Annotated in this window: 16 protein-coding genes; 12 read left to right on the top strand and 4 right to left on the bottom strand. The window is 67.0% G+C overall.

Features of this window, described 5'->3' with window-relative positions:
• The first annotated feature begins 79 nt into the window (after positions 1–79).
• The 3 genes from CAL24_RS03140 (at position 80) to CAL24_RS03130 (ending at position 3,243) form a co-directional block, all read left to right on the top strand.
• Positions 80–544, top strand: a complete 465-nt coding sequence (locus tag CAL24_RS03140) for a tripartite tricarboxylate transporter TctB family protein (RefSeq protein ID WP_028355625.1) — start codon at positions 80–82, stop codon at positions 542–544.
• Positions 545–564: 20 nt separating this feature from the next.
• The gene (locus CAL24_RS03135) at positions 565–2,070 is read left to right on the top strand and encodes a tripartite tricarboxylate transporter permease (protein WP_094805701.1); all 1,506 of its coding nucleotides are present in this window, start codon (positions 565–567) and stop codon (positions 2,068–2,070) included.
• A 267-nt stretch (positions 2,071–2,337) separates the two neighbouring features.
• A complete protein-coding gene (locus tag CAL24_RS03130; protein ID WP_028354821.1) occupies positions 2,338–3,243 on the top strand; it encodes an NAD(P)-dependent oxidoreductase in 906 nt (301 codons plus the stop codon).
• A 46-nt stretch (positions 3,244–3,289) separates the two neighbouring features.
• On the opposite strand, the gene CAL24_RS03125 is transcribed toward CAL24_RS03130, so the two are convergent.
• Positions 3,290–3,919: an FMN-dependent NADH-azoreductase gene (locus CAL24_RS03125; RefSeq protein ID WP_094805700.1), complete on the bottom strand. Its 630-nt coding sequence runs from the start codon at positions 3,917–3,919 to the stop codon at positions 3,290–3,292.
• A gap of 121 nt (positions 3,920–4,040) precedes the next feature.
• Here CAL24_RS03125 and CAL24_RS03120 point away from each other — a divergent pair, with 121 nt between their 5' ends.
• On the top strand, positions 4,041–4,973 hold the full coding sequence (locus CAL24_RS03120) for a LysR family transcriptional regulator (protein WP_028354823.1): 933 nt from the start codon (positions 4,041–4,043) through the stop codon (positions 4,971–4,973).
• A 10-nt stretch (positions 4,974–4,983) separates the two neighbouring features.
• On the opposite strand, the gene CAL24_RS03115 is transcribed toward CAL24_RS03120, so the two are convergent.
• From CAL24_RS03115 to CAL24_RS03105, 3 genes are read right to left on the bottom strand one after another with little or no spacing between them, the layout of a single operon-like run.
• A complete protein-coding gene (locus CAL24_RS03115) occupies positions 4,984–6,501 on the bottom strand; it encodes a sensor histidine kinase (RefSeq protein WP_432759276.1) in 1,518 nt (505 codons plus the stop codon).
• Positions 6,482–7,168 carry a response regulator gene (locus CAL24_RS03110; protein WP_028354825.1) on the bottom strand — a complete coding sequence of 229 codons (687 nt, stop codon included), beginning with the start codon at positions 7,166–7,168 and terminating at the stop codon, positions 6,482–6,484. Before CAL24_RS03110 ends, CAL24_RS03115 begins: the two co-directional genes overlap by 20 nt.
• A complete protein-coding gene (locus CAL24_RS03105; RefSeq protein WP_094805699.1) occupies positions 7,149–7,721 on the bottom strand; it encodes an RNA pyrophosphohydrolase in 573 nt (190 codons plus the stop codon). The genes CAL24_RS03110 and CAL24_RS03105 overlap by 20 nt, the downstream gene beginning before the upstream one ends.
• A 65-nt stretch (positions 7,722–7,786) precedes the next feature.
• On the opposite strand from CAL24_RS03105, the gene CAL24_RS03100 reads away from it, so the two are divergent.
• The 8 genes from CAL24_RS03100 to ybgF all read left to right on the top strand — a co-directional run bounded on the left by CAL24_RS03100 (position 7,787) and on the right by ybgF (position 14,934).
• Positions 7,787–9,517 carry a proline--tRNA ligase gene (locus CAL24_RS03100; RefSeq protein WP_094805698.1) on the top strand — a complete coding sequence of 577 codons (1,731 nt, stop codon included), beginning with the start codon at positions 7,787–7,789 and terminating at the stop codon, positions 9,515–9,517.
• 40 nt (positions 9,518–9,557) lie between these two features.
• Positions 9,558–9,980, top strand: coding sequence for a tol-pal system-associated acyl-CoA thioesterase (ybgC, locus tag CAL24_RS03095; RefSeq protein ID WP_028354828.1), 423 nt, complete (start codon positions 9,558–9,560; stop codon positions 9,978–9,980).
• 2 nt (positions 9,981–9,982) lie between these two features.
• Positions 9,983–10,657, top strand: coding sequence for a protein TolQ (gene tolQ, locus CAL24_RS03090; protein WP_028354829.1), 675 nt, complete (start codon positions 9,983–9,985; stop codon positions 10,655–10,657).
• Positions 10,657–11,106: a protein TolR gene (gene tolR, locus CAL24_RS03085; RefSeq protein WP_028354830.1), complete on the top strand. Its 450-nt coding sequence runs from the start codon at positions 10,657–10,659 to the stop codon at positions 11,104–11,106. Before tolQ ends, tolR begins: the two co-directional genes overlap by 1 nt.
• Before the next feature lie 31 nt (positions 11,107–11,137).
• The gene (gene tolA / locus CAL24_RS03080) at positions 11,138–12,295 is read left to right on the top strand and encodes a cell envelope integrity protein TolA (RefSeq protein WP_094805697.1); all 1,158 of its coding nucleotides are present in this window, start codon (positions 11,138–11,140) and stop codon (positions 12,293–12,295) included.
• A 16-nt stretch (positions 12,296–12,311) separates the two neighbouring features.
• The gene (gene tolB / locus CAL24_RS03075; RefSeq protein ID WP_028354832.1) at positions 12,312–13,631 is read left to right on the top strand and encodes a Tol-Pal system beta propeller repeat protein TolB; all 1,320 of its coding nucleotides are present in this window, start codon (positions 12,312–12,314) and stop codon (positions 13,629–13,631) included.
• Positions 13,632–13,664: 33 nt separating this feature from the next.
• Positions 13,665–14,168, top strand: coding sequence for a peptidoglycan-associated lipoprotein Pal (gene pal / locus CAL24_RS03070; RefSeq protein ID WP_028354833.1), 504 nt, complete (start codon positions 13,665–13,667; stop codon positions 14,166–14,168).
• Positions 14,169–14,253: 85 nt separating this feature from the next.
• Positions 14,254–14,934, top strand: a complete 681-nt coding sequence (ybgF, locus tag CAL24_RS03065; RefSeq protein WP_028354834.1) for a tol-pal system protein YbgF — start codon at positions 14,254–14,256, stop codon at positions 14,932–14,934.
• Positions 14,935–14,955: the final 21 nt, after the last annotated feature.

The raw sequence follows: 14,955 nt of genomic DNA, 5'->3' as shown, positions 1-14,955 counted from the left end.
GGCATACCGAATGCCTTCGTGCGCCGCCTCCGCATAGGACCGGCTTCAACTCACATGCTGTAAATAGGAGCAGACCATCATGCAGCTACGCAATAGGCAGGACTTCTGGTCGGGGGTGATGTTCATCGCCCTTGGACTGGGATTCGCCTGGAAAGCGGCGAGCTACCAAATGGGTACCGCCGCCCGGATGGGACCGGGATATTTCCCTTTCGCGCTGGGCTTGGTCCTGGCCGTGCTGGGCGCCATCGTGCTGCTCGGCTCGCTGGCCAAGAACGCCACGGAAACCCATGTCGACAAATTCGATTGGCGGATCACCTTCCTGGTGATCGGCTCGGTGGTCCTGTACGCCCTGATCCTGAAATTGCTGGGCGTGTATATCTCGGTCTTCGTGCTGGTGGTGGCCAGCAGCCTGGCGAGCCATGAGTTCAATCTCAAAGTGGCCGTGGCCAATGGCATTTTCCTGGTGGTGTTCTCATACCTGGCGTTCATCAAGGGCCTGGGTCTGATCTTCCCGCTGTGGCCGTCGTTTCTGGGCATGAACTGAGTTAAAGGGAAGAGACTGTCATGGAATTGCTGGAACATTTGTCGCTGGGCTTCTCGGTGGCGTTCACGCCCGAGAACCTGGCTTACGCCCTGCTGGGCTGCATCCTGGGCACGCTGATCGGGGTGCTGCCCGGCATCGGCCCGGTGCCGACCATCGCCATGCTGCTGCCGATCACCTACGTGCTGCCGCCGGTGGCCGGGCTGATCATGCTGGCGGGTATTTACTACGGCGCGCAATACGGCGGCTCGACCACCGCCATCCTGGTGGCGCTGCCAGGCGAGACATCCGCGGTGGTGACCGTGCTGGACGGCCACCAGATGGCGCGTAACGGGCGCGCCGGCGCCGCGCTGGCCATCGCCGCGATCGGTTCGTTCTTCGCCGGCTGCGTGGCGACGCTGCTGCTGGCCGCCTTCGCGCCCCCGCTGGCCGAAGTGGCGTTCAAGTTCGGCCCCGCCGAGTACTTCTCGCTGATGACCCTGGGCCTGGTGGGCGCCGTGGTGCTGGCCTCGGGCTCGCTGCCCAAGGCGATCGCCATGATCGTGCTGGGCCTGCTGCTGGGCATGGTGGGCACCGACGTGAACTCCGGCGTGGCCCGCTTCGACTTCGGCATCCCCGAGCTGCAGGACGGTATCGACTTCGCCATCGTGGCCATGGGCGTGTTCGGCTTCGCCGAGATCATGACCAACCTGGAGCAGAAAGAGAACCGCGTCGACATCACCGACAAGATCGGCACGCTGTACCCCAACAAGCAGGAGTTCAAGGAAGCGGCGCCGGCCGCCGTGCGCGGCACGGTGCTGGGTTCGATGCTGGGCATCCTGCCGGGCGGCGGGGCGGTGCTGTCGTCGTTCGCGTCCTACACCCTGGAAAAGAAGCTGTCCAAGAACCCCGAACGCTTCGGCAAGGGCCACCCGGCCGGCCTGGGCGGACCGGAATCGGCCAACAACGCGGCCGCGCAGACCTCGTTCATCCCGCTGCTGACCCTGGGCATCCCGGGCAACGCCGTGATGGCGTTGATGGTCGGCGCGATGACCATCCACAACATCCAGCCCGGCCCGCAGGTCATGACCAGCCATCCGGAGCTGTTCTGGGGCCTGATCGCCTCGATGTGGATCGGCAACCTGATGCTGGTGGTGCTGAACCTGCCGCTGATCGGCCTGTGGATCAAGCTGCTGAAGGTGCCCTACCGCATCCTGTTCCCGGCCATCCTGGTGTTCTGCACCATCGGGGTCTATTCGCTGAACTACAACACCTTCGACATCTTCACCACCGCCATCTTCGGCGTGGTGGGCTATGTCTGGGCCAAGTTGAAGTGCGAAGGCGCCCCGCTGCTGCTGGGCCTGGTGCTCGGCCCGATGATGGAGGAGAACTTCCGGCGCGCCCTGCTGCTGTCGCGCGGCGATTTCTTCACCTTCGTCGAGCGGCCCCTGTCGGCCTCGCTGCTGGCCGCCGCGGTGATCCTGGTGGTGCTGGTGGCCCTGCCGTCGATCCGCAAGAAGCGCGAAGAGACCTTCGTCGAAGAAGACTGACCCGTTGCGCCGGCGACGGCGCCATGATGGACGAACCAGGCCCCCTCGGGGGCCTGGTTTTTTTGCGGCAACCGACCGGCACGGAGGGCCTGGCGGCCGGCCCGTCTTGGGTCAAGGCGCGTCGGAGGTGTCAGAACACCCCATCGGTCTGACACCTGATCCCCCCCGGGGAGCCTGGCGCCTGGCCGGCCCCGCGCGGTCGCGCGCGGCGGGCGGATTGGGGTAATGTTCTGCTTTCCACACTGCTCAAACCCGGGAGACACAGCAATGGCATCCATCGGTTCCAGGGACTACGACAAGGTCGTGGCCCAGAAAGTCGCGTTCCTCGGCCTGGGAGTCATGGGCCTGCCCATGGCGGGCCACCTGGCGCGCGCCGGCCACGAGGTCACGGTCTACAACCGCACCCCCGCCAAGGCCCAGGCCTGGACCCAGGAATTCGGCGGCAAGAGCGCCGCCACGCCACGGGAAGCCGTGGCCGGGGCCCAGATCGTGTTCGCCTGCGTCGGCAACGACGACGACCTGCGCAGTGTGGTGCTGGGTGAAGACGGCGCGTTCGCGGGCATGGCGTCCGGCGCCATCTTCGTCGACCACACCACCGCGTCGGCCGACGTGGCGCGCGAGCTCTACGCCAAGGCCCGCGAACAAGGCCTGCAGTTCATCGACGCACCGGTTTCGGGCGGCCAGGCGGGCGCCGTCAATGGCGTGCTGACGGTGATGTGCGGCGGCGAAGCCCAGGTATTCGACGCCATCAAGCCGGTGGCCCAGGCCTACGGCCGCGCCGTGACGCGCGTGGGCGGCCCGGGCGCCGGCCAGCTCGCCAAGATGGTGAACCAGATCTGCATCGCCGGTATCGTGCAGGGCCTGTCCGAGGCCATCGCGTTCGGCCAGGCGGCCGACCTGGACATGAAGCTGGTGCTGGACGTCATCAGCAAAGGGGCCGCGCAGAGCTGGCAGATGGAAAACCGCGGCAGCACCATGGTCGACGACAAGTTCGACTTCGGCTTCGCTGTCGACTGGATGCGCAAGGATCTCGGGCTGGTGCTGGCCGAGGCCCGCCACAATGGCGCCCGCCTGCCGCTTACCGCGCTGGTCGACCAATTCTATGGCGACGTGCAGAAACTGGGCGGCGGCCGCTGGGACACCTCCAGCCTGATCAAGCGCCTGCGGGACTGAGCCGGCATGGCGCGCCGCCCGCAACGGGCGCGCGCGCCGGCCGCCGTCAGGCGGCCTGGCGGACTTCGGCGGCAGCGGGCAGCAGCACATCGATGCGCTGCCGGGCCGCCGCCAAACCCGCCTCGGCGACCGGCTGGCCCAGGGCCATGCCTTCGGCCTGCACGAACACCGGATCCGCCAACCCGATGAACGCCAGCATCTGCGCCAGGTACGGCGTGAGCGTGTCGTCGGGCGTGCCCACGGCCTTGCCGCCCCGGGTACTGAGCACTATCACCTGCTTGTTCTTGATCAGCCCTTCCGACGCCCCCTCAGCGGTATAGCGGAATGTCACGCCGGCACGGGCGACGTAGTCCAGATAACTCTTGAACTGGGCGGGCAGGCTGAAGTTGTAGACCGGCACCGCGAACACGATGCGGTCGGCGTCGAATAGCTCGGCCACCAGCTCATCGCTGCGGGCGACGATGGCGCGCTGCTGCGCGGTGCGTTGCTCAGCCGGCGTGAAGAGCGCGCCAGCCGTGGCGCCATCAAAATAAGGGACGGGATCGGCCCCGAGGTCGCGAATGCGGATCGAACCGCCGGGCTCGACCTGGCGCAGGCGCTGCACCAGGTGGTCGGCCAGCTGCCGGGAATTGGAACGTTCGCCGAGAATGGACGAGAGGATGACCAGAGTCTTCATGGGGTTCTCCTGGAGCCGCGTGGCGGCGCTGTGGACATGAAGACACTGTAAAGATCTCCATTGAATGCATAAACCCGGGTAAGATGAACTGCTTGTTCCATTTTCAGAACAATGGTGCCTCATGCACGACCTGAACGATCTGTTCTATTTCTCGCAAGTGGTGGAGCATGGCGGCTTCAGCGCCGCTTCCCGGGCACTGAATATCCCCAAGTCCCGCCTGTCGCGCCGCATCTCGCAGCTGGAGGAAACGCTGGGCGTGCGCCTGCTGCAACGCACCACGCGGCGCCTGCGGCTGACGCTGGCGGGCGAGCGCTACCTGCACTATTGTCGCGAAATGACGGCCTCGGCGCGGGCGGCCACCGAAGCGATGCGGCAATTCCAGGCCGAGCCCTGCGGGCCGGTGGTGGTGAGCTGCCCGATTTCGATTGCCCAGCAGATGCTGGCGCCGCTGCTGCCCGAGTTCCTGGATACCTGGCCCGCCGTGTCGGTGCAACTGCTGGCCACCAACCGGCGGGTCGATGTCATACGCGAAGGCGTGGACCTGGCGCTACGCGTGCGCACCCGCCTCGATACCGACGCCGAATTGGTGGTCAAGCATCTCGGCGTCGCCAGCAGCACGATGGTGGCCAGCCCCGCCTACGTGCAACGCCATGGCATGCCCGAGACTCCGCACGAATTGACCGCGCATACCACCCTGAGCTTCAACGACCCGCAACCGGAAGTGCACTGGCCCTTGCGCAACAGCCGCGACGAAGAAGTGTCGGTGCCGCTGCGGCCGCAGCTGTGCTGCAACGATTTCATCGTGCTGACCGAAGCGGCGGTGCGCGGCCGCGGCATTGCGCTGCTGCCCACGGTGGCGACCTATGAGGAACTGCGCCAGGGCCAGCTCGTGCCGGTGCTGCCCGACTGGCGCTCGCCGACCGGCATCGTCCACTGTATTTATCCGTCGCGGCGCGGCATGGCGCCCGCGGTGCGCGCGCTGCTGGATTTCATTTCCGACCGGCTGCCGGATGTCTATGCGCGGATGGAGCGCGGGACAGGCGGCTCGGCCTGAACCGGGACGCTCAAGCCTGGCCGGCGGCCGTGCCGGGCTCGACCAGCGGCAGCCACAGCACCGCCGCCAAGCCTGCTCCGCCCTGCTCGTTGGGCTCGCCATCGCGCAACTCGATGTCGCCCTCGTTGCGGCGCGCATAGGCGCGCGCGATCGACAGGCCCAGCCCGGAGCCGGAAGACGCCGGCGGGCGGCCCGGCCCCAGGCGGTCGAAGCGGGCGAAGGCGCGGGCGCGGGCCTGCGCGTCGATGCCGGGGCCGTTGTCCGAGACACAGACCTCGGCGCGCCCGTCCGCGCGCGCGACCGACACAGTTATGCGCGAGCCGGCGGGCGCATAGTGGATGGCGTTGTGCACCAGGTTGGAGAGGGCCTCGTGCAGCTCGACCTCGCTGCCCAGGACCGGGACTGCCGCGCCGCGCGCGCCGTCTTCGGCGGGCGCCGCCGCCCAGCCCAGGTCTTGCCGTTTCTCGTGCGACAAGGGCAGGTACTGCAGCACGACGCTGCGCGCGACCTCGTTGAGGTCCAGCAGCTGGCGCGCGGTGGGTTCGGCCTGGCTGGCATGCGCCAGCGACAGCAATTGTTCGGTCAACCGGCGGGTGCGCCCGAGCTGGTCGACTATGGCGCGCAACCCCTCCTGGGCGCGTTTGGGATCGGGCTCGCGCAGGGCGTACTGCGCCTGGGTCAGCATGATCGCCAGCGGCGTCCGCAACTGATGCGACGCGTCGGCCAGGAACTGGGACTGCTCGTCCAGCACCCGCCGGTGGCGCGCGACGTGGTAGTTGACTGCCTCGACCAGCGGGATGACCTCCGCGGGCACCCGCGAGGCGTCCAGCGGCGTCAGGTCGTCGGGCCGGCGCGCCCGGATGTCGTTGCGCAAGCGGGCCAGCGGGCGCAGCGACCAGGCCACCCCCCACCACACCAGCACCGCGACCAGCGCCAGCATGCGGGCATCGCGCAACAGTTCCTGGCGCCGCGCATTGGATTCGGCCTGCAGGCGGCGGCCGATGCTTTCCGCCACCAGCACCAGCACCTGCCGGTGCTGGCCGCGGTAATAGAGGTCGCGCAGCACCGCCACGACACGCACGGGGTCGTGGCGATAGACGCTATTGAAAAACACCGGCTCGCCGCGGGCGGAAGGCCAGACCGGCGGCCGGGGCATTTCCGGCATGCCGGCCAGTGTCGGGCCCGCCGCCGGCACGCCGGCCGCCCCTTCCGGCAGCGGCGGCACCACCTCTTCGATGCGGAAATACTTGCGCAGCCCCGCCTTGGATTCCAGGATGACCTGCGCGTACACGGGCGTGGAAACGACCAGTTCGCCTTCCGGGGTGAACTCGATGCTGCTCTCGAGCACGCGCGCCGGCTCGAGCAGCGCGCTGTCGTAGGCTTCGTTGGTAATGGCCGCCAGGGTGCGGTAGTCGTTCCAGCTGTCGATCACCAGCAGCAGGATCACGCCAGGCAACAATAGCGTGATCAGCAGGGTCCGGATGCCGAGCAGCGGGAAACGCGGGCGGTCAGGTTCCGGCGGGCTCACTGGCGACGCTTTCCAGCATATAGCCCAGGCCGCGCACGGTGACGATGCGCACGTCGCTGCCCGCCAGCTTCTTGCGCAGGCGGTGCAGCACCACTTCGATGGCGTCGAGGCTGGCTTCGCTGTCCTGGGTGAAGACCTTGTCGAACAACTGGGCCTTGTCGACCGGATAGCCGCTGCGCGTGAGCAGCGCCACCAGCGCCGCATGTTCGCGCGGGGTCAGGAACAACAGGGCGCCGTCCAGGGTGAAAGCGCGGCTTTCGCCGTCGTAGGACAGCGAGCCGCATTGCAGGCGGGGAAACTGCCGGCCGCGGCTGCGCCGCACCAGGGCCGCCACCCGGGCCTCGAGCTCTTCCAGGGCGAACGGCTTGGTGAGGAAGTCGTCGGCGCCCAGGTTGAGCCCGCGCACGCGGTCCTGCAGCGCCCCTTGCGCGGTCAGCAGCAGCACCGGCGTGCGGTCGTCGCGGCTGCGCATGTCGCGCAGCACCACCAGCCCGTGCTTGTCGGGCAGGCGCAGGTCCATGACGATGGCGTCGTACTCGTGCTCCGCCATGAGCGCCTCGGCGCTGCGGGCGTCGGGCGCGTGCTCGGGCGTAAAGCCGCTCTGCGCCAGGGCGCGCACCAGCCACGACGCCATTTCGAGCTCGTCTTCAACCAGCAAGATGCGCATGGCTGTCAGGGTCCGGCGCGTTCTCGGCCGCACGCGACTGGCCATGCACCCGCTGGCGCAGATAGCGAGTTTCGTGCTGGCGGCGGAACAGGATGCCGGACAGCTCGTTCAGCGCCAGCGTGTAGACTTCGCGCTTGAACTCGATGACGGCATCCAGCGGCACCCAGTATTGGCTCCAGCGCCAGGCGTCGAACTCGGGATGCGACGTGGCACGCAGGCACACGTCGCAGTCGCGGCCGACCAGCCGCAGCAGGAACCAGATCTGCTTTTGTCCTTTATAGTGGCCACGCCACTCACGCCGGACGAAATGATCCGGCACGTTATAACGCAGCCAGCCGCGCGTGCGCCCCAAAATGCGGACATGTTCGGGCTTCAAGCCCACTTCCTCGTGGAGTTCGCGATACATGGCCTGCACCGGGCTTTCGCCGTACTTGATGCCGCCTTGCGGGAATTGCCATGCGTGTTCCCGGATTCGCTTGCCCCAAAAGACCTCGTTTTTGCCGTTGACGAGAATGATGCCGACATTGGGGCGGTAGCCTTCACGATCGAGCATGGGCCACCCCCACCGAATTCAATACAATTACGGTCGATTATACGTATCTGCAGCCACCTTTAAATATGCGCGCATCCACCTACCATCTGAACACGCTGAAAGAAGCCCCCGCCGAGGCCGAAGTCGCCAGCCACCGGCTGATGACGCGGGCCGGCATGATCCGCAAACTGGCCGGCGGGATCTATACCTACATGCCGCTGGGCCTGAAGGTGATCCGCAAGATCGAGGCGATCGTGCGCGAGGAAATGGACGCCGCCGGCGCCATCGAGCTGCTGATGCCGGTGGTCCAGCCGGCCGAGCTGTGGCAGGAGTCGGGCCGCTGGATGCAATACGGCCCCGAATTATTGCGCATCAAGGACCGGCACCAGCGGGATTTCGTGCTGCAGCCGACCTCGGAAGAAGTCATCACCGACATCGCCCGCAACGAGATCCACAGCTACCGGCAGTTGCCGCTGAATTTCTATCATATACAGACCAAGTTCCGCGACGAGCGGCGCCCGCGCTTCGGGCTGATGCGGGGCCGCGAGTTCACCATGAAGGACGCCTATTCGTTCGACCGCGACGAGGCCGGCGCCCAGCAGAGCTACGACAAGATGTATGACGCCTACATGCGCATCTTCGGCCGGCTCGGGCTGGAATTCCGCGCGGTGGCGGCCGATACCGGCTCGATCGGCGGGTCGCGCAGCCATGAATTCCAGGTGATCGCCGACACGGGCGAGGACCTGTTGGTCTACAACCCCGATTCCCAGTACGCCGCCAATATCGAGCTGGCCGAAGCCCCCGGCCTGCTGGCCGAGCGCGCGCCGGCCAGCCAGCCCCTGGAAGCGGTGCCCACCCCGGGCGCGGCCAAGTGCGAAGACGTGGCCCGCCTGTTGGGCCTGCCGCTCGAGCGCACCCTGAAATCGATCGTGCTGGCCACCGAACCCGAGCCCGGCAAGGTGCAGGTCTGGCTGCTGCTGCTGCGCGGCGACCACGAACTCAACGAAATCAAGACCGGCAAGCTGCCGGGGCTGGCCGGCTTCCGCTTCGCCACCGAGGACGAAATCGTCACGCATTTCGGCTGCAAGCCGGGCTACCTCGGCCCGATCGGCACGGCGCTGCCGGTCCGCGTGGTGGCCGACCGCACGGTCGCCAACATGGCCGACTTCGTCTGCGGCGCCAACCGGGAAGATTTCCACTACACCGGCGCGAACTGGGGCCGCGACCTGCCCGAGCCCGAACTGGTGGCCGACCTGCGCAATGTGGTCGAGGGCGACCCGGCGCCCGACGGCACGGGCCGGCTGGCCATCCAGCGCGGCATCGAGGTCGGCCACGTGTTTTTCCTGGGCACCAAGTATTCGGACGCCCTGAAGGCCACTTTCCTGGACGAAACCGGCAAGCCGGCCACCTTGCAGATGGGCTGCTACGGCATCGGCATCACCCGCATCGCCGGCGCCGCCATCGAACAGAACCACGATGCCCGCGGCATCATCTGGCCGCGCGCCATTGCGCCGTTCGAAGTGGTGATCTGCCCGGTGGGCTGGGGGAAAAGTGAAACTGTGCGTAACGAATCTGTAAAATTGTATGACGAACTGCGCGCTCGCGGCGTGGACGTCATCCTGGACGACCGTGACGCCCGGCCAGGGGTCATGTTCGCTGAATGGGAGCTGATCGGCGTACCCCTGCGAGTAACAGTTGGAGAACGCGGCCTCAACGACGGTGTGGTGGAATTGCAGGCCCGTCGCGAAAGCGAAGCCGCGCGGATTCCCGCCGGGTCGGCCCTGGAACAGGTGCTGGCCAAGCTGGAAACGCTGTAGATCGCCCCGCCCGCGGGCACCGAGCGCTGCCATTGCCATTGTGATCGAACCGAAGTCCGCCGAATCCACCCTGCCCATCCGTGTCTACTACGAAGACACGGATGCGGGCGGCGTGGTGTTCTACGCCAACTACCTGAAGTACATGGAACGCGCGCGCACCGAATGGCTGCGCGAGCTGGGCGTGGAGCAATCGGCGCTGGTGGCCGGCGAAGGCCGGCTGTTTGTCGTCCATTCCCTGGACATGTCTTACCGTAAACCGGCCCGGCTGGACGATTTGCTTATCATACGCAGCCGCGTCACTCGAGTAGGCCGGGCGTCGATCGATTTCGCTCAACGTGCCGAGCGCGACGGGGAACTGCTCGCGCAAGGCAATATCCAAGTCTGCTGTGTCGACGCCGTGCACATGCGGCCGGCGGCCCTGCCGGCAGTGGTCCGCACCAAACTGGAATCCCTTCAGGAATAACCATGCAAGTCACCAACGACATGTCGTTGCTTTCGCTGATCGCGCACGCCAGCGTCCCCGTCCAGCTCATCATGCTGTTGCTGCTGGGCATTTCCATCATGTCCTGGACCTACATCTTCGCCAAGCGGCTGGCGATCAAGCGCGCGCACGCCCAGACCCGCCGCTTCGAGGACGATTTCTGGTCAGGCGGCGACCTGTCCATGCTGCAGCAGGCCGTCGCCAGCCGGCGCGACGAACAGGGCGCGCTGGCGCGCATCTTCGATGCCGGCATGACCGAATTCCTGAAGGCGCGGCGCGCCGGCGGCGACGCCAACACCATACTGGACGGCCCGCGCCGCGCCATGCGCGCTGCCTACCAGCGCGAGATGGACTCGCTCGAGTCGCACCTGAACTTCCTGGCCTCGGCCGGCTCGGTCAGCCCGTACATCGGCCTGCTGGGCACCGTGTGGGGCATCATGCACGCGTTCATCGGCCTGTCGAACATGCAGCAGGCCACCCTGGCTTCGGTGGCGCCCGGCATCGCCGAGGCGCTGATCGCCACGGCCATCGGCCTGTTCGCCGCCATTCCGGCGGTGGTGGCCTACAACCGCTACACCCACGACATCGACCGGCTGTCGATCCGCTTCGACAGCTTCGTCGATGAATTCCTGAACATCCTCCAACGCCAGGTGCGCTGATGCCTTCGGTACGTTCGAACGGCCGCGCGGGCCGCCGCATGAAAGCGGACATCAACGTCGTCCCGTATATCGACGTGATGCTGGTGCTGCTGGTGATCTTCATGGTCACCGCGCCGCTGATCACCCCCGGGCTGATCAACCTGCCCTCGGTCGGGCAGGCCTCGGACGTGCCGGTCAAGCCACTGGAAGTGCAGATCTCGGAAGACGGCCAGGTGGCGCTGCGCATGCGCGAAGCGGGCGCCACGCCACAGGACATCCCGCGCGACCAGCTGGTCGACCAGGTGCGCCAGCGCATCACGGCCGAGACGCCGGTGGTGATCGCGGCCGACGGCAAGGTGCCCTATGAGACCGTGGTGAAGATCATGGACGAGTTGCGCAGCAACGGCGTGACGCGGCTGGGCCTGCTGGTCGACCAGGGCGGCGCGGCTCAGGAACCCAATAAGCGCTGATGCGCCCGGACGCGCCGCTTTCGCAACGCTTATGACGCCGCCTATCATCCGACACGACAGCACCGCGCCGGCCACGCCCGCCAAGCAGGACAACCGCAAGGCGCTGGGGCTAGCCATCCTGGTGCACCTGCTGCTGCTGGTCGCCCTCATTTTCGGGGTCAACTGGCACTCCGAGAATCCCGGTCCGGTGCAGGTCGAATTATGGGCCGCGGGCGACTCGCCCGACTCGCCGCCGCCGGAAGAACAACCCGACGAGCCGACGCCGCAACCCCAGCCCCAGCCCGAACCCGAGCCACAGCCTGAACCGGAGCCGGCGCCGCAGCCCGAGCCGGAACCCGAGCCGCAGCCGCAACCTGCGCCGCCGCCGGTGGAGCGGCCCATGCCGCCCCAGCCCGACCCCGAAATCGCGCTCGAAGAAGCGCGCAAGAAGCGCGAACAGGAAGAACAGGCCCGCCGTGAGGCCGAAGCCGCCAAGGAAAAGGCCCGCCTGGAAGAAGAGCGCCGCCAGGCCGAGCTGAAAGAGAAGCAGCGCCTGGAACAGGAACGCAAGGCCGCCGAAAAGGCGGCGGCGGAAAAGGCCGCGGCCGAGAAGAAAGCCGCAGCCGAGAAAGCGGCTGCCGAGAAGGCTGCCGCCGAGAAAGCGGCCGCGGAAAAAGCCGCGGCGGAAAAGGCCGCAGCCGAGAAAAAGGCCGCGGCGCAGAAGGCCGCCGCGGAAAAAGCCGCCGCCGAAAAGGCGGCCGCCGAGAAGAAGGCCAAGGAAGAAGCGGCCAAGAAGGCCGCCGCCGAGAAGGCGGCTGCCGCCAAGAAAGCCGCGGCCGACAAGGCCCTGCGCGAGGCGTTCCGCAACGACGCGCTGGGCGCGGCCGGGATCCCGGGCGGCACCGCCGACCGCAGCCAGGCCGGCGGCGGCCGCGACGACGGCTACGGCGCCAAGGTGCGTGCCTGCGTGCGGCCCGGCGTGTCGTATCCGACCCCGCCGCGCAGCGGCTCGGCCAACCCCACCGCCCAATACCGGGTACAGTTGAGTTCAGACGGCAGGGTCAACAACGTGACCCTGACCCGCTCGTCGGGCAACAGCGGCTTCGACCGCGCCGTGGAAACCGGCATCCGGCGCTGCAACCCGTTCCCCAAACCCTCGACAGGCCGCTACGCGCCCGTCATCGATGTCGTGTACCGCATGTATGACTGACAGGAGATTGCTGACCATGACTCCCGCCTCCAGCCGCCCCTTTCCGCCAGGGCTCGCGCGCCTGTACGGCGCGCTGTTCACCCTGTTGACGGCCGCCGCCCTGCTGGTCTGGCAGCCGGCCCACGCCCAGTTGCGGGTCGATATCTCGGGCACCGGAGCCACCCAGTATCCGGTGGCGATTGCCGATTTCGCGGTAGACGACGTCCACGGCCGCGCGATCGCCGAGGTCATCCGCGCCGACCTGACCCGTACCGGCCAGTTCCGCCTGATCAGCGCCGCCGGCTCGGGGCTGAATGTCGATTCTCCCATCGCCCATGACGACTGGCGCAACAAGGGCGCCGACTTCCTGGCCTATGGCAGCGTCACGCGCGGCGCCGACGGCCGCTACGACGTGCGCTACCGCCTGGCCGACACCGTCCAGAAAGGCCAGCTCGACGGCGTGGCGTTCTCCGGCTCCGAACAGGAACTGCGCCGGGTGGCGCACCAGATCGCCGATCGCATCTACGAAAAGATCACCGGCGTGCGTGGCGTGTTCTCGACCCGCATCGCCTACGTGCTCAAGCGCGGCAATACCTACGAACTGCAGGTCGCCGACGCCGACGGCCAGAATCCACAAGTGGCCCTGCGTTCGCGCGAGCCGGTGATTTCGCCCGCCTGGTCGCCCGACGGCAGCAAACTGGCCTACGTGAGCTTCGAATCCGGCAAGCCTGTGGTTTATGTGCACACCCTGGCCACCAGCGCGCGCATCCCGGTCGCCAACTTCAAGGGCAACAACAGCGCGCCGGCCTGGTCGCCCGACGGCAGCAAGCTGGCGGTGGCCCTGACGCGGGACGGTTTGTCGCAAATTTACATCGTCGGAGCCGACGGAAGCTCGAATATGCGCCGTCTTACGCGTTCTCCGGGCATCGACACCGAGCCGATCTTTACGCCCGATGGCCGTTCCATTATCTTTACCAGTGATCGCAGCGGTGGACCGCAAATCTATCAAACCAGCCTCGACGGAGGCGATGCCCGTCGGCTGACTTTTAACGGTAGTTACAACATTTCACCCCGAATTTCCCCCGACGGCTCCACGTTGCTGTACGTTGCGAAACGCGACGGCGCGTTTCGCATCGCCTCACTCCAGCTTGCCTCCGGCACCGAAACCTTGCTGACCGACGGTCGTGACGACCAGGCTCCAAGCTTCGCGCCGAACGGCATGCAAATACTTTACGCCGCGGTCCAGAACGGCCGCAGCGTATTGGCTGGCGTGTCCAGCGATGGTCGCGTGCGGCAGACGCTCTCGGTACTGAATGGGGAAATACGTGAGCCGACTTGGGGACCATTTACCCGATAAACGCGTATGACCTTCTTTGGAAAAGGAACAATCATGAAGATGCGCATTGCCAAAAGCCTCACCATTGCCGCCCTGGCTGCCACCCTGGCCGCTTGCAGCTCCGTCCCGCTCGACGACCAGTCCGGGCAGACCGGCTCCACCGGCACGGGCCAAGGCACCGCCTCGGGCCAGATCATGGACCCGTTCAACCCGCAAAGCATCCTGGCGCAACAGCGTTCGGTGTACTTCGACTTCGACAGCTACACGGTGCCCGACCAGTACCGTGGCCTGGTCGAGACCCACGCCCGCTACCTGGCTTCGAACCAGCAGCAGCGTATCCAGATCCAGGGCAACACTGACGAACGCGGCGGCGCCGAATACAATCTGGCCCTGGGCCAGCGCCGTGCCGACGCCGTGCGCCGCATGATGACCCTGCTGGGCGTCAGCGACGCGCAGATCGAAACCATCAGCTTCGGCAAGGAAAAGCCCCGCGCCACCGGCACCTCCGAGGCCGACTACGCGGAGAACCGCCGCGCTGACATCGAGTACCAGCGCTAAGCATATCGGCGCATTAGCCCTGCCGCGCGTCGGAACGGTCAAGCGGCCGTTCCGACGTTTTTGTTTTTAGACTGTGGAAACCCTCATGCGCGCTCAAGTCCCGCCCCTGCGTACCCTGGTCGCGACGGCCGTCCTGGCCGCGGCCGCCGCCGCTCCCGCTCATGCCTTTTCCGACGACGAAGCCCGCCGGGCCATCCTGGACCTGCGCAAACAGGTCCAGCAGCAGAACGAGCAGAACCAGCGCGCACGCCTGCAGCTCGCCGACCAGCTGCAGTCGATGCAGCAGGAGATCACCCAGCTGCGTGAGCAGATCGAACTGCTGTCGCGCCAACAGCCCAGCGCGCCGCCGGGCCAGGGCGCGACCAACCCGCCGGGCGTGACGGCTGGCGACCCCAACGAACAGGCCGCCTACGACGGCGCCATCGACCAGTTCCGCAAGGGCCAATACAAGGAAGCCGGCGAATCGCTGGCCGCGTTCCTGGCCCTGTACCCGGACAGCCAGCTGGCGCCCACGGCGAAGTTCTACCTGGGCAGCAGCCGCTATGCCGCCAAGGACTACAAGGGCGCCATCGAGGAACTGAACGCGCTGGTGCAGCAGTCGCCCGACAATGCGCGGGCGCCCGACGCCCTGCTGGTGATCGCCGGCAGCCAGATCGAACTGAACAACCGGGCGGGCGCCAAGGCCTCGCTGCAGCGCATCGTGAAGGACTACCCCAACACGCCGGCGGCCGAAACCGCCCAGAACCGCCTGCAATTGCTGCAGTAGAGGTAGCGGCGGCCGGCCCGC

The organism is Bordetella genomosp. 2 (genome assembly GCF_002261345.1).
GTDB lineage: Bacteria > Pseudomonadota > Gammaproteobacteria > Burkholderiales > Burkholderiaceae_B > Bordetella_A.
The sequence above is the reverse complement of the archived record's forward strand: the minus strand, read 5'-3'. Positions and strand labels throughout refer to the sequence as shown.